The organism is Microbacterium sp. P5_E9 (genome assembly GCF_054049175.1).
Window position 1 is genome coordinate 63763 of the sequence record NZ_JBFUMV010000017.1, and the last position, 17774, is coordinate 81536.

The following is a 17774-nucleotide window of genomic DNA, read 5'->3' on the forward strand; positions in this document are numbered from 1 at the left end:
CCGGTCGAATCGCATGGGACTCCACCGCAGCGGCCGCGCCCGTGCCTGTTGCCGAGTCGATCGCGCCGCGTATCAATCCGCACGACTCCTTCCAACGCACGAACTCCTTTCCCTCCTCAGGGGCAGGAGCGAGCGCTCGCCGGCGAAACGGGATGTCGCTGTGAGCGCGCACGAGGACGAACGAGTGCACACCGCGGTGCTCGTCGACCCGGCTGGCGAACGCAGGAAGGAGCGCCGCGCCCGACGGAAAGCATCCCAACGACTCACTGCTGACTCTCGGGCCGCCGCCCTCGCGGCCGATCGTGCCGAATCGGAGGCTCAGCGCGCCGATCGGCGTGCGACGACCTTCCTGCCCGCATCGGGTGAGTCGCGGCCAGCGGCGCTCCGTACCCCGGGCCGGCTGCGGCTTCCGCGTCACCAGGACACCAGTGCGACCCTTGCCGGAGCGTACCCGTTCCTCGCCGAAGGCGGACTCGGCTCGCAAGGGGTGTTTGTGGGGCAGGATCTCTATTCGGGTGCGTCGTTCGTCTATGACCCGTGGGTACTCTACTCGCGCGGAATGATCACGGCGCCGAACATCGTCCTCGCGGGGATTGTGGGGTCTGGCAAGTCGTCGCTCGTCAAGAGTCTCTACACACGGTCGATCCCCTTCGGCCGCCGCGTCTACGTACCCGGAGATCCGAAGGGCGAGCACACTGCCGTCGCCGAAGCCGTCGGGGGGCAGGCAATCGTGCTCGGACACGGCATGGCGAACCGGCTCAACCCGCTCGACGAAGGGCACCGTCCGTCCGGTCTCAGCGATGAGAGTTGGGCGGGCCAGGTCGCCTCTCGTCGCCGTGACCTCATCGGAGCCCTCACCGAGACGGTGCTCGAGCGCCCACTGAGCCCGCTGGAGCACACGGCGATCGACCTCGCCCTTGCTGACACCGTCCGGTCCTGCGAGACCCCAATCCTGCCGATGGTCGTTGACCGAATCCTCTCGCCCGACGTATCTCGGGAAGCAGACCACCGACTCGTGGAGGACGGCAGGGTCGTCGGCCACGCACTGCGTCGGCTCGTCGCCGGCGACCTTGCCGGGCTGTTCGACGGCCCCAGCACAGTCACTTTTGATCCGAGCCTTCCGATGATTTCGCTCGATCTATCGCGAGTCGCCGAGAACGCCACGCTCGTGTCCGTTCTCATGACTTGCTCGTCAGCCTGGATGGAGTCAGCCCTCCTTGACCCACACGGCGGGCAGCGCTGGGTCATATACGACGAGGCATGGCGTCTCATGTCGCACCCAGCTCTGCTGCGACGCATGGATGCTCAGTGGCGACTAGCGCGCCACTTCGGGATTGCGAACCTGCTCGTGTTCCACAAGCTCTCTGACCTCGACAACGTCGGCGATCAGGGCTCCGCAATGCGGGCAATCGCGTCATCTCTGCTTGCGAACGCTGAGACCCGGATCATCTACCGGCAGGAAGCGGACCAGCTCGGAGCGACGGCGAGCGCACTGGGCCTCACGGGCACCGAGCAGAGCCTGCTGCCGGGGCTCGGCACAGGTCAAGGGCTCTGGCGGATCAAGGATCGGAGCTTCGTGGTTCAGCATCAACTGCACCCCGCGGAGCTCGCAGCATTCGACACGACGAGCCGGATGACGGAGGGCGTGAGATGAGCACAACCCACGCGGTACGACGGACGACAGATGCGATCCACGTGCCGCCGGTCCTGCCCCTGATCTGCATGAGGATCGCTACGGACGGCGCGATGACCGTAACCGTGGATGGGGTGCCGTGCGAGCCGCCTCGATTCGGGCCGCCCTGGGCCCGGTCGTCCTTTGCGGCAGTCATCGACACGGTGCTGCAAGAGCGAGGCTCGCCCGTGCGAGTCCTCGTGTACGAAACGGACGGCACGGTGTTCACCGACCTCGTCACACGGCCGTTGCAGAGAACGTTCAACCCGAAGGTGGAGCCGCAAATTCGCCAGGCCGCGCCGGCGGGCAGCACGAAGGTCGCCGACGCACTCATCGATGCCGCCCCCTTGATTGCGCCGCCGCGCGTCGTTCTCGGCGAGGAAGGCTTCCTCCCCGGAGAGGAGGTCGCCGTCGCGATCATCGTGCGACACACCAAGGCGTCGCCGGACGGGTCTGCCCGAGCGCTCCTCGAACCTGGAATCTGCCAGGCGAGCGCCGAAGGCGAGGTCGTCCTCATCGGGCGGATCTCCGGCACGTGCGTCATTGGAAACTTCACGTGACCGGCAGCCACGGCGTGGACATCTCCGGTCACGACGGCCTGACCAACCTCGCCTTGCTCGCCCTCGGCGCCGTCATCGCGATTGCCGGAGTACTCCGTGTGGCGGGCGATTTCGCCGCCTTCATAACGGGGGCGAACCCGCCGACTGGCGGTCTGGCTGCCGGACTCGGTGTCTTCGGCTCGCCCGCAAGCCCGGGGATCGCTCTCGGCTCCGCCGGGCTCAACCCTGTCGCGTACTGGTTGGTCGTGACGGTGCTCGTGGCGCTCGTCGGTGTTGCGGGGTGGTGGGTGTGGCGAGTGCTTCGGAATCACACTCGCCACACAGCATCCGATCCCAATCGGATCGCCGGGATCGCGACGTCGGCCGATGTACGCCGCGCCACCTCGGATCACGCGCTGCTGGCGCGGGCCGCGCATCTCCGAGCGTCCGTCGCGAAACCGCGACCGGAGGATGTGGGTTATCTCGTCGGGGTAGCTCGAGGAACGAAGGTATGGACGTCGGTCGAGGACTCGATCCTTGTGATCGGCCCTCCCCGATCCGGCAAGGGCGCACACATCGTCATCAACGCGATCCTCGACGCTCCCGGCGCGGTGGTCACGACCTCCACTCGGCCGGACAACCTCACCACCACAATTCGCTCGCGGATGAGGCGAGGACCGGTGGCCGTGTTCGACCCGCAACAGCTCGCCCCTGGGGTGCCGGCAGGCTTGAGATGGTCACCGGTGCGAGGGTGCGAACTCCCGCTCACTGCGATGATCCGCGCTACCGGGCTGGCGGCTGGCACCGGCTTGTCGAGCGTCGGGGTGGAGAACGGCGGCTTCTGGGAAGGGAAGACCCGCACAGCGCTGCAGGCGCTCCTTCATGCGGCGGCGCTCGAGGGTCGTTCACCGGGCGAACTTTTCCGGTGGACGCTCGACCCTGCCGCGGCTAAGGATGCCGTCGCGATCCTGGCCTCCAACCCAGCGGCAGCGACCGGATGGGCAGAGTCGCTCGAAGCGATGATCGATGCTGACCCCCGCACGCGCGACTCGATCTGGCAGGGTGTCTCACTCGCTCTGGCGGCGTTGGCCGACCCCCGTGTTCTCGATGCGGTCAGTCCGGGCGAGGACGAGCAATTCGATCCAGAGACCTTTCTCCGACGCAACGGCACCCTGTACCTCCTCGCGACCGGCGCCGGCGCCGGCGCATCCTCGTCGCTGGTCGCCGCGCTCGTCGAAGACCTTGTCGAGACAGCCAGGCGAGTCGCAGCGCGCTCTCCCGGCGCCCGCCTCGACCCACCGCTACTGCTGGCGCTCGATGAAATCGGCAACCTGGCGCCCCTGCCGTCCCTGCCGGTCCTGATGGCGGAAGGCGGCGGGACCGGGATCACCACGATGCCTGTGCTTCAGTCGCTCGCGCAGGCTCGGCAGCGGTGGGGCGACAACGCGGCTACGGCGATCTGGGACGCGAGCATCGCCAAGATCGTGCTCGGCGGCGCCTCAGGCTCACGCGACCTTCAGGACATCTCTACCCTGATCGGGGATCGTGATGAGGTCACCGACTCGATCACCGTCGGTGAACGCGGGCTGCGCTCAAATCAGCGATCAACACGCCGGGTTCCGGTCATGCCGCCCGACGTGATCCGGACGTTGCCGTACGGCACCGCTCTCCTGATGCTGAGGGCCGCACCGCCGATCGTCACCCGCATGCGGGAATGGGCCTCTCGCCCGGACGGGGCTCAACTTCGTGACGACCGTGCTCAAGTCGAGGAGCAACTGCGGCGGGGAGAAGTGACCCACCTACCAGGTGATGACCGACCCGCGGCCCTCTAGGAGCACCTAATGACCATAAACACCCAGCAGTCCCTTTCCGGCTTCCTCGCATCGCAGCCTCAGCTCGCGTTCAACGCGAAGGGTGAGGCCCGATTCTGGGTGCGGATCGGGCAGGAGCATTTCGAACGCAACGATGACGGCACCTTCACCCAGACGGAGACCACGTACCACGATCTCGTCATGTTCCGACGGAACGCGGAGCGGGCCTACGCGATGTTCAACAAGGGTGACGCCTTCATCGCCGAGGGCTACACTCACACATCCTCACGGGAACGCGACGGCGAGACGGTCGAGACCGAAGAATTCATCGCGAAGCGGCTCGGACACGACTCCGCACGGACGAACTACACCCTGCAACCTCGCCGGAACACGCTCCCGCCCGTGGCGGCGTCGGCACCATCGACGGCGAAGCCCACCGTCCAGCCCGTCTCCCTCTGAGGCATCCGATGGCCTTTGACGAGCCCCTACAGTTCCCCGGTTACGAGTTCGAGGCCCCGACGCCCGACAGCCCGGATGCAGATCCAGAGGGCTTGCCCACAGTGCCACGTCCGGTCAACTGGAACGTGCTCGCGTCGGATCGGGCGGCGTTCGAGTGGGTCGAACTCGACAGGTGGGTGAACTGGCTGCGCCGCACATACGGGCTCGGACCGTCGATCATCCCGCCGCTGTGGCATCGCCACTCCGAGCTCGTTTGGGAACTCTCGGCCCTGCACCTCCACTGGCTGTGCGCCTATGACGAGGAGCAGCATGGCTCCGCCCCCCTCGGCTGGCACCGCGACTTCGACGAGGCACGGGAACGACTGCATGACTGGGTCGCGGCCTGCGGCTCACGTCTCGACCGCGACCGAGCCACCCGTCAAACCGCCTGGCCCGGAGAGGCCCCCGCGCCTGCCGTCGAGGAGACGACGATCGAGGACCGTGCAGCCGACTTCCGCAGATTCGTCGTCGAAGACGTCGCACGCCGTCGCGCCGTCGAGGACGCGTTCATGGCGGCAGCCGCCGACGCGAGCTAGGGCCGACGAGGGCGCGACTAGACCGGCGGGAGAACTCGTTCTGCCGGTCGCCGACCTCAGAGCACGATGTCGTGGTCCGGCTTCGCGACATCCGACGTGAGCCATCGGAAGGTGGCGAGGGATGACGTGGGCGAGGCGGCACCGCGACGAACGTAGCCGGTGCTTGCTATCTGGAGTGCGCGGCGGCGAGGTTCGGTGTAGACATCGAGAGGTAGCAAGCCGGCCCGGAAGCGCGCTCGGGAGACCTCGGCGACGCGCGCCCGCAGTTCGACTTCGTGGTCGGTGAAGTACGCATCTGCGATGGTCAGGATCTCGCGGACCACGCGACTGGTCTCCCAGCGGTGCTGCCAGGCGAGCATCAACTCAGGTGGAGTCGGCACATCCTGCTGTCTGATCCGGGCCAACTCCTCGCCGCTGCGCTTCCGAGCGAAGAACGCGTCCGCGGCGGCGTCGTTCTGGCGCCGCTCCGCAGCCAACACCCGGTGAAGTCGGCGGTCGGGCAGTCCGGCACGAGCGCGACGACGGTGCAGGCGCCGCGCTTCATTCTCTCGCTGCCGATAGGACTCCTGTTGAGACGGACTGGGTGTCCACTCGGACACACGGCCGGCGGCGCGAGCGCGGGCGACCGCGCGACGACCAGCCTCGCGGGCTTTTCCCGGCTCCGCAGCCTCTCGCGCCCGCCGGCGCTCGGCGATCACGTCACGATTCCGGTAGTAGTAATCACGCTGAGCTTGCTTGTACGCCTCCGGATGCTTCTGCTTGTATCGCTCGCGCGCCTGCTGTCGCTCCTCGGGATGCTGCCGTGCCCACTCTTTGGCCCGCTCGATGCCCTTCTGCCGCCGCTCCTTCTCAGCTCGCTCGCGTTGCGTGCGCCGACGCTCACGCTCGCGGCCCGTCTTCCGGATGTACTCACGGTTCCGCTCCCGATACTCGGCGTAGTACGTCGGGTGCGCATCGTTCCAGGCTTGCCGCTGCGCTGCGTGTCGCGCCGAACGCTCGTCCTCGTTGAGCGCCTCCTCAGGCATGGTGTCCCACCGCGGGCACACCGTTGAGTTCAGCGAGCGCCGTGAACAGTTCTTCGCGCGTCGCTGTCGGGTCGATGATCGCGCGCGCGATGAGCACCCGCATCCGTTCCCGTTCGGTGTCAGACACGTCGCCGAGTCGCGCGATACACCATTCGATGTCATCGGCGAGGCGATACGCCCGGTCATCGACCTGGATGCCGGGGTAGTAGAGGAACGCGAGCACCGCCACGTGCTCGAGGACGGCGTCGGCGTGTTCTCGATCGGTCATGCCATCAAGGTGCGTGAACAGTTCCCACCGCCGCTCACCGCGCGTCCTGTTGGCATCTGGCCGGCGCCGCATGTTGCGGAGTGCGCTCATGAGGGGCGGTCATGTGTCCTTTGCGAATGCGCGCTCCAACATCTCGGCGGTCGCCGGGTTCACCATCTCGTTGCGCCGGATGTAGTGCTGAATGGTGATCTTCGGATCGGTGTGCCCCAACAGCTCAGCGGCAAGTTCGACTCCCGCTTGCTCGTTGATCGCGGTCGCCACCGTTCGCCGAAAGGTGTGCGGCGTCACCCCGGTGATGCCGGCGATGTCCATCACACGACGCAGTTGCCGGCGCACGTTATTGGTGGAAAGAGGGGTGCCTTCGCGGCTGCAGAACAGCAGAGCATCGAGAGATGGGTCGGCGAGTCGCGCCAGTCGGCGACGGACCGCCTCGGCTGTAAAGGTCGGTATTGCTACCGTGCGCCTCGATTTCGCGGTCTTCGGATGGTCCTGGCGTTGCGTGGGTTCGCCCTTGCTGCTGACGACCGTTCCCGCGATGCGGATGGATGGTAAAGGACCCGTGATGTCGACGTCGCGACGCCGAATCGCAAGCACCTCACCGATCCGCGCCGACGTGCCGAGCATGACCTCCACAATCGCGCCCAGCTGACCGTCCGGCTTCGGCCCCGACACTGCACGGCCTTGCTCCCACACAACAATCGCCGTGCGAATCGACGTAACCTCGGCCGAGGTGAGCGCATCGGGGGTGGCGGACTGCCGACGCAAGTTGTCGACGTGATCAATCGGGTTTCGCGGGAGAATTTCGTGTCGTACCGCGAGAGCGAGCGCGCGGCCGAGCACCACACGGGCATGCTTCGCCCGACTGTAGCTGCGTCTATTGAGCTGCTTGAGCAGACGATCGCAGCGCGCGACGCCGATCTCGCGCAGAGTCAGGTTTCCCAGCGCGGGCATAACGAGTGTCCGCATGTCGCGCTCGTAGAGTTGCCGGGTGCTTGGCGCGATTCTTCCTTCTAGATCGAGGTCCTCGAGCCAGTAGTCGACGAGAGCGGAGAACGGGCTGTCGGGTGAGAGCGACGACGACACTGGCTGGAAGAGATCTCTCATCGAGAGCTTCACCTTCAAGGCCCGCTCAGCGTGAGCCCTTGTACCTGCCGTGACCTGCACGAGCCGGGTCATCCCATCCCAGTCCCGGAAGCGCGCTCTCGCCATGACGCGGCCATTCTCGGCTGGGAGGAATCCGATCTCGCCGAAAGTGCCGATCGCGAGACGTGCGCGGCTCATCGTGTCACCGAGCGTCGCCGGGCGAGTGAATGCCCGACTCCCTGTGCGCGTCGACCCAAGCTCGCACATCCGAGGCTGCGAACGTTAGGTGCTTGCCGTAGTGATGGGCGGGAGGCGCCTGCCCCTTCATGCGCCACTCGTAGATCGTCGAGACGGGAACGCGAAGATAGGCGGCAAGCTCGTTTATGTTGAGGAGCCTCTCCAAGCCCCACAACTCGAGCGTCAGGCTGTCCACTGCGTCCATGCCCAGTAGGTGCGCAATGTGTCGCCCCACCGTTCGGATGCAACCGGAGAGAAGTCGAGCCAGCCAAGGCCCTTCGTCTCATCTCGGCACTGGAGCGGTCAAAGTGATGGCATTGCGATGACGTGGTCAAGTTTCACCAACTAAGGAAGTCCCGGGAACCCTTAGGTTCCCGGGACTTTCCGTCGGGATGACAGGATTTGAACCTGCGACCCCCTGACCCCCAGTCAGGTGCGCTACCAAGCTGCGCCACATCCCGAGATCAGCGCTTGCGCGCGGACAACTCCCCCATCTTAGCCGAGCCGCGGGGCGGTCGCGAACTCGCGCCCGGCCGGGTCGCGGCATCCGTTCCGGGGGCCTTGTCGGTGTCGGAAGCCGGGCGTAGCGTCGCGGCATGCCGACGATCACGATCGAGCCCGCCACGCTCGGCCGCTTCGACGATGTCGAACACGCGCTGACTGGCGGCGGCGACGGGCGCAGCTGCCAGTGCCAGTGGTGGACGCTCACCAACGCGCAGTTTCAAGAGACATCCGCCGACGAGCGCGAGCGGCTGCTGCGCGACGAGGTGACGGCGGGTCCGCCGCCCGGTCTCATCGTCTATGTCGACGGTGAAGCGGCCGGGTGGGTTCGGGTCGGGCCGCGCACGGCCCAGGCCAGACTCGCACGGACGAAGAACTACACGAGCAGCTCGGAAGAGCCGTGGGACGACGACTCCGTCTGGGCCGTCACGTGCTTCGTGGTGCGGCGGGAGCACCGCCGCCAGGGACTCAACGCGCGATTGCTCGATGCCGCGGTGGAGCACGCGCGAACGCACGGCGCGCGGCTGATCGAGGGCTACCCGATCGATCCGGACGTGGGGAACAAGAAGCCGGCGAACGATCTCTACCACGGCGTCTGGTCGACCTTCGCGGATGCCGGATTCCGCGAAGTCGCGCGCCCGCGACCCGATGTCGTCGTGGTCTCGCTCGCGCTGGATTGACCTCGCCGTCAGCGCAGCGCCGGCGATCGGGCCGTTGCCTGCGCCCGCGTACGATTGATCGACCAACGCCGATCGCACCATGAAGGAGCGCCGTGAGCGCCAGCGCCGCACCCGCGCGCCCCTCGACCGCCACGCTTCGGGCGGGCTGGTGGTGGGGTTTCGCGCTGTACGGCGCCCTGTCGGTGCTCCACATCATCGTGATCGTCGCCGGTTGGTCGGCCATCGCCACGGTGACCAAGCTCGTGCTCATGCCGGCGCTCGCGCTCGCCGTGTTCTGGGCCTCCCGGGGTTGGCGGTGGGCCGCACCGCTCACGCTTCTGATGCTCGCGATCGGCCTGTCCTGGCTCGGCGATGGCGCGGGGACGTTCTTCCCGTTCGCCCCCGAGATCCCGATGATGCTGCTCTGGTTCGGGCTCGCGCACCTCTGCTACATCTGGCTGTTCTGGCGGCACCTCGCGATCCGGCGCCTCCCGCCTTGGGCGGCCGTATACGCGGTGTGGTGGGTCGCGGTGCTGCTCGTCCTCTGGCCGCACCTCGGCGGACTCGCGATCGCGGTGGCCATCTACGGGCTCGTGCTCGGCGGCACGGCCGCGAGCGCGACCCGCTGTGCTCCGCTCATCGCGATCGGCGGGGCGTTCTTCCTCGCGTCCGACACGATCCTGGCGTTCCGTCTGTTCTACCCCGGCATCCCCGATGCCGTGGCAAGCCCCGTCATCATGCTCACCTACTGCCTCGGGCAGGGCCTGATCGCGGCCGGGGTCGTCATCGCGGTCCGCCGACGCAGTGCCGTCCCGGTCGCCGCATGACCGAACCGGCGAGCTCCGCACGGGTGGATGCCTGGCTCTGGGCCGTCCGCATCTACAAGACCCGCTCGGCGGCGACGACGGCGTGCCGCGCGGGCCATGTGCGGGTCAACGGCGACCGTGCGAAAGCCGCGCAGCCGGTGCGTCCCGGTGACGAGCTGCGCGTGCGCATCGCCGGATTCGACCGCATCCTGATCGTGCGCAAGCCCATCTCCAAGCGGGTGGGTGCCGCGCTCGTCGCCGAGTCGGTCGAGGACCGCACTCCTCCGCCGCTCGCGAAAGAGCTCACCGCGATGGTGCCGGTCCGCGATCGGGGCGCCGGACGCCCGACCAAGCGCGATCGCCGCGACATCGAGAAGCTCCGCGGCCGCGAGTAGCACTCCCCCGTCAACCGCCGAAACCACCCACTCTGCGCGAAACCTCACAGATCCACGCGCCGAATCAGGTGGTCTCGCGCGGGATCGGTGGTTTCGCGAAGGAGGAGAAGAGCCGCGTCAGCCGAGCTGGTCGAGCAGCCAGCGGGTGCCGTGGACTGCGGCTCCGGCATCCGTCACCCGCCGCGAGAGCTCGCGGTCGCTCGTGACCACCGTGACGGTGCGTCCGGCAGCGACGAGGCGCTCCGTCTGTGCGACGATTTCGTCGTCTCCGGATGCCGCGGCCCTGACCACCTCGACCTGTGAGATGCCCGCGCCCGCGGTGCGCGCCTGGCCTTCGATGACCGCGACCCACTCCGGAAACCACATGTGCTCCGAAAGTTCAATGATGCCCGCGGGCACCCCGGCCACTGCGAGCGTGCCGATCCGGCGGATGAGCCGCGCGGCCGCGCCGGCGCGGTCGTGCCACCAGCCGTCGGGCACCGAGCCCATCACGTTCGCCACATCCACGACGACGGCGGGCCGGATCTCGAGCGAGCGACGCAGCACCTGCCACGACGATGCGAACCCCGGATGCAGCGGCTTGCGGTCGACCTCGTCCACCGGCACCCACGCCAGTTCGCGGCTCTCCGGATCGCTGATCGTCGGCTCGAAGGGCACGACCACATCGGCGATGAGCGTCGCGTAACTCCAGTAGCCGAGCTCCAGCACGCTCAGCAGGCGCGGGCGGATCGAGGCATCCGGAACTCCCGCCTCTTCGGCCGCCTCGCGCATCGCGCCGTCAGTCGCCGACTCGCCTTCATGGCGTGCGCCGCCGGGCAGCGCCCAGGTGTCGCCGAAGTGGCTCCATGACACGCGGTGCTGCAGGAGCACTCCGTGCTCGGCGTCGAGTGCGAGCAGGCCCGCGGCGCCGAAGCGACCCCAGTACCGCTCCCCCGTCGGCGCGACGACCCACGCGTCACCCGGATCGCGGGGTCCGAACGGACGCGGTGGCTCTCCGGGGGCGGGAGGCTCGATCGTCACCCGTTCAGCCTGTCACACGGGCAGGCCTCCGACCCTCGATCGGCACCGGATCTGACACGGGGCGTCTCGAGAGAAGAGAGGCATGGAGAGCAGTTCGGCTCAGCGCTGGCGCTTCTCCCGCACCCGCATGTTGACGACGATCGGGGTGCCCGCGAAGCCCCACACCTCGCGCAGACGGCGCTGGATGAACCGGCGGTAGCCCGGGTCGAGGAATCCGGTCGTGAACAGCACGAATGTCGGCGGACGCGTCGTGGCCTGGGTGCCGAACAGGATGCGCGGCTGCTTGCCACCCCGCACCGGGTGCGGGTGCTCGGCGACGAGCTCGGCGAGGAATGCGTTGAACTTGCCGGTGGGGATGCGCTGATCCCACGAGTCGAGCGCCGTCTCGAGCGCCGGTACGAGCTTGTCGAGGTGACGACCGGTGCGGGCCGAGATGTTGACGCGGGGCGCCCACGCGACGTGGGCGAGGTCCTGCTCGATCTCGCGCTCGAGGTAACGGCGGCGGTCGGCGTTCTCGAGGTCGACGTCGGTCAGGCGATCCCACTTGTTGAACGCGAGCACGAGGGCGCGCCCCGATTCGAGCACGAGGTCGATGATGCGCACATCCTGCTCGGACAGCGACTCCGACACGTCGAGCACGACGACGGCGACTTCGGCCTTCTCGAGCGCGGCCGACGTGCGCAGCGACGCGTAGAAGTCGGCGCCCTGAGACAGGTGCACGCGACGACGGATGCCGGCGGTGTCGACGAAGCGCCACATGCGGCCGCCGAGCTCGACGACCTCATCCACGGGGTCGCGCGTAGTGCCGGCAAGCTCGTTGACGACCACCCGCTCCTCCCCCGCTGCCTTGTTCAGCAGCGAGGACTTGCCCACGTTCGGGCGTCCGAGGATCGCGACCCGGCGCGGGCCGCCGATCTCCTGCTTGGCGACGGCGGAGATGTCCGGAAGCACCTTCATGACCTCGTCGAGGAGGTCGGCGACGCCGCGGCCATGGATGGCCGAGACCGGGTACGGCTCGCCGAGGCCGAGGCTCCAGAGGGCTGCGGCTTCGGGCTCGTGCCGGGCGTCGTCGATCTTGTTCGCCACGAGGAACACGGGCCGGCCGGTCTTGCGCAGCATCTTGACGACCTGCTCGTCGGTCGAGGTCGCCCCGACCATGGCATCCACTACGAACAGCACGACATCGCACAGTTCGATCGCGATCTCGGCCTGCGCCGCGACGGACGCGTCGATGCCGCGGGCGTCGGGCTCCCAGCCACCGGTGTCGACCACGGTGAAGCGGCGGTCCATCCACTCGGCCTTGTACGTGACGCGGTCACGCGTGACGCCGGGGGTGTCTTCGACGACGGCCTCGCGGCGGCCGAGGATCCGGTTCACGAGCGCGGACTTGCCGACGTTCGGGCGTCCCACGATGGCGACGACCGGCAGGGCGGGAAGGAACTGGATGCCGTCCTCGCCGAGCTCGACGCCCGCGAGCAGCGCAGCGTCTTCGTCTTCGAGCTCGTAGTCGGAGAGCGACGCGCGCAGCGCGGTCGCCCGCTGCTCGGCGAGCTCCTCATCGAGATCGGCGAGCTTCTCGACGAGGTCGTCCGGGCCGCCTTCGTACTCTTCGTCAGCGTTCATGATGTTGCTCTCTTTCGCGCGTCGCCCGGTCCCTGAGCTTGTCGAAGGGCCTGAGCTGGTCGGAGGGTCGTGGCCTGCACGACGTCGAGGACGGCGGCCACTGTCTGGTTGAAGTCGAGATCGGTCGAATCCACCACGACCACGCCAGGCGCAGCGGTGAGGAAGTCGACGACCTTCGAATCTGAGGCGTCGCGGCGGTGCAGCGCGTCGGCGACGGATGCCGCATCCTGCGTCGTCACTTCGGCGCTGCGCCGCGCGGCGCGCACTTCGGGCGACGCGGTGAGGAGGATCCGCACCGGTGCGTCGGGGGCGACGACGGTCGTGATGTCCCGGCCCTCCACGACGACACCGGGCAGCGCGGACTCGCCGATGAGCCGCCGGAACAGCGCATTGACCGACTCGCGGATCTCGGGCACGCGGGCGACGCCGCTCACGGCATCCGTCACCCGCGGCTCGCGGATCGCGAGCGTGACGTCGGCGACGCCCACACGCACCCAGAACTGATCGGGGTCGAGCGAGATCGCGTACGGGAAGTCTTGGGCCACGCGGAGCACGGCCGCGGGGTCGGAGGTGTCCTCGCCCTGCGCGAGCGCGTGCCAGGCGAGCGCGCGGTAGGCGGCGCCGGTGTCGAGGAAGCCGAAGCCGAGGGCACGGGCTGCCTGCTTGGACACGCTGGACTTGCCGCTGCCGGCGGGGCCGTCGATCGCGACGACGATGGTCTCCGAGCTTGTCGAAGGGCCGGTCCCTGAGCCGCCCACCGCGGTCCCTGAGCTTGTCGAAGGGTCAGTCATTGCTGCTCGCGATCTTCCAGCCGCGCGCCTCGAGCCCGTCGACGGCCCCGCGCACGGCGCTCGGCACGACCGAGATCTCGGCGAGGCCGAACTGGGCGCCCGGCGAGTGCTCGAGGCGCAGGTCTTCGACGTTGACCCCGAGCTCTCCGAGCTCGCCGAAGAGGCGGCCGAGCTGGCCGGGGGTGTCATCCACCATCACCACGACGCTCTCGTAGCGGCGGTTCTGGCCGTGCTTGCCGGGGAGGCGCTCGACGCCGTCGTTGCCGCGACGGATCGTGTCGGCGACGGCACGACGCGCGCCGGGCACATCGGGGTCGCGGAGCGCCGCGGCGACGGCGGAGAGGTCCGCCGCGAGCGAGTCGAGCACGTCCACCACCGGCGCGGAGTTCGCGCCGAGGATCTGCACCCACAGTTCCGGGGCGGATGCCGCGATCCGTGTCGTGTCGCGCACGCCCTGGCCGGCGAGCCGAAGCGATCCATCCGGTGCGTCGACGAAGCGGCCGGCGAGCAGGCTGGCGACCAGCTGCGGGACGTGCGACACGAGTGCCACGGCGCGATCGTGCTCGGCCGGGTCCATCTCGATCGGCGTCGCGCCGAGATCGAGCGCGAGGCCCTCGACGAGGGCGAGGTCGGCCGCGGAGGTGTCCCGGTCGCGGCACACCACCCAGGGGCGCCCGACGAAGATGTCGGCGCGCGCCGAGATCGCCCCGCCGCGCTCGCGGCCGGCGAGGGGGTGCGACCCGATGTAATGGGTGAGGTCGACGCCGCGCTCGCGCAGGGTGCGCAGCGGCTCGAGCTTGACGCTCGCGACATCCGTCACGACCGCGCCCGGGAAGCGGATGAGTTCGCGCTCGATGACGTCGGCAACGACGTCCGGGGGCACGGCGACCACGATGAGGGCGGGGTCATCGTCGGTGCGCGCGGCGCGGCCGGCGCCGTAGTCGATGGCCAGGCGCAGCTGCGCCGGGGAGGTGTCGTCGAGGGCGACGTCGACGCCGGTCGCGGTGAGGGCGTGCCCGATGCTGGATCCGAGCAGGCCCGCGCCGACGATGCGGACAGTGCCTCGCACCCGCGGCGAGAGCACGCCTGTCGAATCGCTCACGGTGTCTCCTGCTCCTCCGGCGACAACCCGTCAGCCGTGCCTGGCGCAGCCGTGTCCCGCTCGCCGCGATCGTCGCGGCGCGAAAGCGTCAGCAGCGCGCCTCGTTCCACCTTAGTCAACTCGCGGGCCCGACCGGCTGGGAGGGTTCCCAGGTGCAGCGGCCCGAATTGGCGCCGGACGAGCTCCACGACCGGGTGGCCGACGGCGGCGAGCATCCGTCGCACGATGCGGTTTCGTCCGGAGTGCAGGGTGAGTTCGACGAGGGAGCCGCCGCCATCCGCCGAGCTCGACAGCAGGCGCGCCTTGTCCGCCGCGATCGGTCCGTCCTCGAGGTCGATGCCCTTCGTGAGCCGCGCGATCGTCTGCGGGGTGACGCGTCCTTCGACCTTCGCGATGTAGACCTTGGTGACTCCGAACGAGGGATGGGCGAGCACGTGGGCGAGCTCGCCGTCGTTGGTGAGCACGAGCAGACCGCTGGTGTCGGCATCCAGTCGCCCGACGTTGTACAGGCGCTCCGGCCAATCCTTCGTGAAGCGGCGCAGATCCGGCCGTCCGCGGTCATCGTTCATCGAGCTGACCACCCCGACCGGCTTGTTCAGCATGACGTAGCGCTTGGACTGGTCGAGCTGAATGGCGGTGCCGTCGACGTCGACGAGGTCGGTCTCCGGATCGATGCGCGAACCGAGTTCGGTGACGACGGTGCCGTTGACCCGCACCCGGCCTGCCGCGATCAGGTCTTCGGCGACCCGCCGCGAGGCGACGCCCGCGTTCGCGAGCACCTTCTGCAGGCGCACGCCCTCGGGGGCGGCATCCGATCCGGTTCCTGTGCCTGTCGCGTCGCTCATCGTCCGCCCTCCCCGAAGCCGTCTACGCCGCTCACATCGTCGGCATCGGCGAGCAGCGGCGAGATGTGCGGCAGCTCGTCGAGGGAATTGATCCCGAGATTCACCAGGAGCGCGTCCGTCGTGCCGTAGTGGATGGCGCCGGTCTCGGCATCCGTGAACTCCTCGGTGATCAGGCCCCGCGCGAGCAGCGTCCGCACGACCGAGTCGACGTTGACGGCGCGGATCGACGCGACCTGGCCGCGGGTCACCGGCTGCTTGTAGGCGATGACGGCGAGGGTCTCCAGGGCCGCCTGGGAAAGTCGGGACGGCGCCTGCGAGTTGACGAACTCCGACACGAGGTCGTCGTGCTCCGGGCGCACGTAGAGACGCCAGCCGCCGCCGACCTCGCGCAGCTCGAAGCCGCGTCGCGGACCGCCGGCGAGGCCGTCGTAGTCCTCGACCAGCGCTTCGATCGCCTGCCGCACCGCGGGCACCGGCGAAGCCACGGCCGCGGCCAGGCTCACGATGCTCTGCGGCTCGTCGAGCACGAGCAGGATCGCCTCGAGGCGGCGCGCGACGTCCATGGTCCCTGACCCTTCGACAGGCTCAGGGGTCGAAGGGCCGGTCGGATCATCGGTCATAGTCGGCCCCCAGGGTCGCAAGATTCTCATCGGACCACCGCTCGGCGGTCCAGCGCAGGGTCAGCTCACCCAGCGGTTCCAGCTGCTCGAACGAGAGCGCAGCGTGGCGGTACAGCTCCAGCACGGACAGGAAGCGCGCGACGACGACGCCCGGCTGAGCGACCCCAGCCACGAGCTCCCGGAAGTTGAGGCTCCCGGCATTCCGGAGGAGCGTCACCACGATCGCGGCCTGCTCGCGGATGCTCACGAGCGGCGCGTGCAGATGGTCGAGGCCGACGTGCGGGATCTCCTTCGGCGTCATCGCGAGCACGGCGAGCGCGGCGAAGTCGTCGACGGTCAGGGTCCACACGAGCTCGGGCACCGCCTTGCGGTACTTCTCCTCCAGGCGCACGGCGCGGACATGCCGACGGTCCTCGGCCTGCACGCGCTGCGCGAACCACGCCGAGACCTCTTTGAACGCGCGGTACTGCAGCAGCCGCGCAAACAGCAGATCGCGCGCCTCGAGCAGCGCGACCGATTCGGCGTCGACGAGTTCGCCCTGCGGGAGCAGCCCAGCGACCTTCATATCGAGCAGGGTGACGGCGACGACGAGGAACTCCGAGGCCTGATCGAGCTCCTCATCGGGATCGAGGTCCCGCAGGTAGGCGATGAACTCGTCGGTCACCTTCGACAGCGAAACCTCGGTGATGTCGAGCTCGTGCTTCGAAATGAGGGTCAGCAGCAGATCGAACGGCCCGTCGAACACGCTGAGCGAGACGCGGAACCCTTCGACAGGCTCAGGGACCGGCAGTGGCTCAAGGACGGGCTCGGTCGTTGAGCCTGTCGAAACGTCTTCGTCAGGCGACGGCGCCACGGGCGACCAGCTCCCGCGCGAGGCGCAGGTAGGCCTGGGCCGCCGCGTGCTCGGGCGCGAACTCGGTGATCGCCATCCCCGAGACCGAGGCATCCGGGAACTTGACGGTGCGTCCGATGACGGTCTCGAGCACATCATCGCCGAACGCCTCGACGACGCGTTCGAGCACTTCGCGCGAGTGCAGGGTCCGCGGGTCGTACATCGTCGCGAGCAGCCCGTCGAGGGCGATCGAGGGGTTGAGCCGGTCGCGGACCTTGTCGATGGTCTCGATGAGCAGCGCCACCCCGCGCAGCGCGAAGAACTCGCACTCGAGCGGGATGATCACGCCGTGGCTGGCGGTGAGGGCGTTGACGGTGAGCAGCCCCAGCGACGGCTGGCAGTCGATGAGGATGACGTCGTACTCGGGCGCGACCTTGCGGAGCACCCGGGACAGGATCGTCTCGCGAGCGACCTCGTTGACCAGCTGCACCTCGGCGGCCGACAGGTCGATGTTCGCGGGCATCAGGTCGAGGCCCTCGAGGGCGGTCGGCACGATGGCGTCGTGCGGGTCGCGCTTGCCGTCGATCAGCAGGTCGTAGATCGTGGGCACGTCGTGGGTCTGGATGCCGAGCCCGGCCGACAGCGCGCCCTGCGGGTCGAAGTCGACCGCGAGCACCTTGCGTCCGTAGTTGGCGAGCGCGGCGGCGAGGTTGATCGTGCTCGTGGTCTTGCCGACCCCGCCCTTCTGGTTGCACAGCGAGATGATCTTCGCGGGGCCATGGGAGTCGAGGGGAGGAGGTGTGGGGAAGCCCTGATAGGGACGCCCGGTGGGACCGAGAGGGGGGGCCTCTGTCGTGGCCTTCGCCGAGCCCCGCTTGCTGACCGTCACCGACACTCCTGACTGTTGCTTG

20 protein-coding genes and 1 tRNA gene are annotated in these 17774 nt (G+C 68.6%); 8 read left to right on the plus strand and 13 right to left on the minus strand.

The genetic code is table 11. The features are described from left to right. Positions 1–160 precede the first annotated feature (160 nt). The 5 genes from ACXJ3V_RS16860 (at position 161) to ACXJ3V_RS16880 (ending at position 5056) form a co-directional block, all read left to right on the plus strand. Positions 161–1654, plus strand: a complete 1494-nt coding sequence (locus ACXJ3V_RS16860; RefSeq protein WP_457101495.1) for an ATP-binding protein — start codon at positions 161–163, stop codon at positions 1652–1654. A gap of 92 nt (positions 1655–1746) precedes the next feature. Further along, positions 1747–2232, plus strand: coding sequence for a hypothetical protein (locus ACXJ3V_RS16865; RefSeq protein WP_457101496.1), 486 nt, complete (start codon positions 1747–1749; stop codon positions 2230–2232). Beyond that, positions 2229–4043, plus strand: a complete 1815-nt coding sequence (locus ACXJ3V_RS16870; RefSeq protein WP_457101497.1) for a type IV secretory system conjugative DNA transfer family protein — start codon at positions 2229–2231, stop codon at positions 4041–4043. Before ACXJ3V_RS16865 ends, ACXJ3V_RS16870 begins: the two co-directional genes overlap by 4 nt. A 9-nt stretch (positions 4044–4052) precedes the next feature. Further along, positions 4053–4481: a single-stranded DNA-binding protein gene (locus ACXJ3V_RS16875; protein ID WP_457101498.1), complete on the plus strand. Its 429-nt coding sequence runs from the start codon at positions 4053–4055 to the stop codon at positions 4479–4481. Between the two features lie 8 nt (positions 4482–4489). Then, the gene (locus tag ACXJ3V_RS16880; RefSeq protein ID WP_457101499.1) at positions 4490–5056 is read left to right on the plus strand and encodes a hypothetical protein; all 567 of its coding nucleotides are present in this window, start codon (positions 4490–4492) and stop codon (positions 5054–5056) included. 56 nt (positions 5057–5112) lie between these two features. Here ACXJ3V_RS16880 and ACXJ3V_RS16885 read toward each other — a convergent pair whose 3' ends face one another. The 5 genes from ACXJ3V_RS16885 to ACXJ3V_RS16905 form a co-directional block, all read right to left on the minus strand. Then, positions 5113–6081 (minus strand): hypothetical protein, encoded by a 969-nt coding sequence (locus ACXJ3V_RS16885; protein ID WP_457101500.1) that lies wholly within the window; start codon positions 6079–6081, stop codon positions 5113–5115. Further along, positions 6074–6349, minus strand: coding sequence for a hypothetical protein (locus ACXJ3V_RS16890; RefSeq protein ID WP_457101501.1), 276 nt, complete (start codon positions 6347–6349; stop codon positions 6074–6076). Before ACXJ3V_RS16890 ends, ACXJ3V_RS16885 begins: the two co-directional genes overlap by 8 nt. A 99-nt stretch (positions 6350–6448) precedes the next feature. Further along, positions 6449–7630 carry a tyrosine-type recombinase/integrase gene (locus ACXJ3V_RS16895; protein WP_457101502.1) on the minus strand — a complete coding sequence of 394 codons (1182 nt, stop codon included), beginning with the start codon at positions 7628–7630 and terminating at the stop codon, positions 6449–6451. A 4-nt stretch (positions 7631–7634) separates the two neighbouring features. Then, positions 7635–7874: a helix-turn-helix transcriptional regulator gene (locus ACXJ3V_RS16900; RefSeq protein ID WP_457101503.1), complete on the minus strand. Its 240-nt coding sequence runs from the start codon at positions 7872–7874 to the stop codon at positions 7635–7637. A 182-nt stretch (positions 7875–8056) separates the two neighbouring features. Then, positions 8057–8130: transfer RNA gene (locus ACXJ3V_RS16905), tRNA-Pro, on the minus strand. Between the two features lie 135 nt (positions 8131–8265). Between ACXJ3V_RS16905 and ACXJ3V_RS16910 the strand changes: the two genes are divergently transcribed. The 3 genes from ACXJ3V_RS16910 (at position 8266) to ACXJ3V_RS16920 (ending at position 10030) form a co-directional block, all read left to right on the plus strand. Continuing rightward, entirely contained in the window at positions 8266–8850 is a 585-nt protein-coding gene (locus tag ACXJ3V_RS16910) for a GNAT family N-acetyltransferase (protein WP_457101504.1), read from the plus strand. A gap of 92 nt (positions 8851–8942) precedes the next feature. Continuing rightward, a complete protein-coding gene (locus tag ACXJ3V_RS16915) occupies positions 8943–9656 on the plus strand; it encodes a lysoplasmalogenase (RefSeq protein ID WP_457101505.1) in 714 nt (237 codons plus the stop codon). Next, positions 9653–10030 carry an RNA-binding S4 domain-containing protein gene (locus tag ACXJ3V_RS16920; RefSeq protein ID WP_457101506.1) on the plus strand — a complete coding sequence of 126 codons (378 nt, stop codon included), beginning with the start codon at positions 9653–9655 and terminating at the stop codon, positions 10028–10030. The genes ACXJ3V_RS16915 and ACXJ3V_RS16920 overlap by 4 nt, the downstream gene beginning before the upstream one ends. Before the next feature lie 117 nt (positions 10031–10147). On the opposite strand, the gene ACXJ3V_RS16925 is transcribed toward ACXJ3V_RS16920, so the two are convergent. From ACXJ3V_RS16925 to ACXJ3V_RS16960, 8 genes are all read right to left on the minus strand, one after another. After that, positions 10148–11050 (minus strand): NUDIX domain-containing protein, encoded by a 903-nt coding sequence (locus tag ACXJ3V_RS16925; RefSeq protein WP_457101507.1) that lies wholly within the window; start codon positions 11048–11050, stop codon positions 10148–10150. 99 nt (positions 11051–11149) lie between these two features. Next, positions 11150–12673, minus strand: coding sequence for a ribosome biogenesis GTPase Der (gene der, locus ACXJ3V_RS16930; protein WP_457101508.1), 1524 nt, complete (start codon positions 12671–12673; stop codon positions 11150–11152). Continuing rightward, positions 12670–13464: a (d)CMP kinase gene (gene cmk, locus ACXJ3V_RS16935; protein WP_457101509.1), complete on the minus strand. Its 795-nt coding sequence runs from the start codon at positions 13462–13464 to the stop codon at positions 12670–12672. Before cmk ends, der begins: the two co-directional genes overlap by 4 nt. After that, positions 13457–14566 (minus strand): prephenate dehydrogenase, encoded by a 1110-nt coding sequence (locus tag ACXJ3V_RS16940; protein ID WP_457101510.1) that lies wholly within the window; start codon positions 14564–14566, stop codon positions 13457–13459. Before ACXJ3V_RS16940 ends, cmk begins: the two co-directional genes overlap by 8 nt. Further along, positions 14563–15411 (minus strand): pseudouridine synthase, encoded by an 849-nt coding sequence (locus tag ACXJ3V_RS16945; protein WP_457101511.1) that lies wholly within the window; start codon positions 15409–15411, stop codon positions 14563–14565. Before ACXJ3V_RS16945 ends, ACXJ3V_RS16940 begins: the two co-directional genes overlap by 4 nt. Then, positions 15408–16031 (minus strand): SMC-Scp complex subunit ScpB, encoded by a 624-nt coding sequence (gene scpB / locus ACXJ3V_RS16950; protein WP_457101512.1) that lies wholly within the window; start codon positions 16029–16031, stop codon positions 15408–15410. Before scpB ends, ACXJ3V_RS16945 begins: the two co-directional genes overlap by 4 nt. Then, positions 16021–16884, minus strand: a complete 864-nt coding sequence (locus ACXJ3V_RS16955; RefSeq protein ID WP_457101513.1) for a segregation and condensation protein A — start codon at positions 16882–16884, stop codon at positions 16021–16023. The genes scpB and ACXJ3V_RS16955 overlap by 11 nt, the downstream gene beginning before the upstream one ends. Beyond that, positions 16868–17752: a ParA family protein gene (locus ACXJ3V_RS16960; protein ID WP_457101514.1), complete on the minus strand. Its 885-nt coding sequence runs from the start codon at positions 17750–17752 to the stop codon at positions 16868–16870. Before ACXJ3V_RS16960 ends, ACXJ3V_RS16955 begins: the two co-directional genes overlap by 17 nt. Positions 17753–17774 lie beyond the last annotated feature (22 nt).

Coding starts and splice junctions, on each gene's coding strand:
- ACXJ3V_RS16865 (WP_457101496.1), top strand. CDS start 1,747: ATGACCGTAACCGTGGATGGGGTGCCGTGCGAGCCGCCTCGATTCGGG.
- ACXJ3V_RS16875 (WP_457101498.1), top strand. CDS start 4,053: ATGACCATAAACACCCAGCAGTCCCTTTCCGGCTTCCTCGCATCGCAG.
- ACXJ3V_RS16880 (WP_457101499.1), top strand. CDS start 4,490: ATGGCCTTTGACGAGCCCCTACAGTTCCCCGGTTACGAGTTCGAGGCC.
- ACXJ3V_RS16885 (WP_457101500.1), bottom strand. CDS start 6,081: ATGCCTGAGGAGGCGCTCAACGAGGACGAGCGTTCGGCGCGACACGCA.
- ACXJ3V_RS16890 (WP_457101501.1), bottom strand. CDS start 6,349: ATGACCGATCGAGAACACGCCGACGCCGTCCTCGAGCACGTGGCGGTG.
- ACXJ3V_RS16895 (WP_457101502.1), bottom strand. CDS start 7,630: ATGAGCCGCGCACGTCTCGCGATCGGCACTTTCGGCGAGATCGGATTC.
- ACXJ3V_RS16900 (WP_457101503.1), bottom strand. CDS start 7,874: ATGGACGCAGTGGACAGCCTGACGCTCGAGTTGTGGGGCTTGGAGAGG.
- ACXJ3V_RS16910 (WP_457101504.1), top strand. CDS start 8,266: ATGCCGACGATCACGATCGAGCCCGCCACGCTCGGCCGCTTCGACGAT.
- ACXJ3V_RS16920 (WP_457101506.1), top strand. CDS start 9,653: ATGACCGAACCGGCGAGCTCCGCACGGGTGGATGCCTGGCTCTGGGCC.
- der (WP_457101508.1), bottom strand. CDS start 12,673: ATGAACGCTGACGAAGAGTACGAAGGCGGCCCGGACGACCTCGTCGAG.
- cmk (WP_457101509.1), bottom strand. CDS start 13,464: ATGACTGACCCTTCGACAAGCTCAGGGACCGCGGTGGGCGGCTCAGGG.
- ACXJ3V_RS16945 (WP_457101511.1), bottom strand. CDS start 15,411: ATGAGCGACGCGACAGGCACAGGAACCGGATCGGATGCCGCCCCCGAG.
- scpB (WP_457101512.1), bottom strand. CDS start 16,031: ATGACCGATGATCCGACCGGCCCTTCGACCCCTGAGCCTGTCGAAGGG.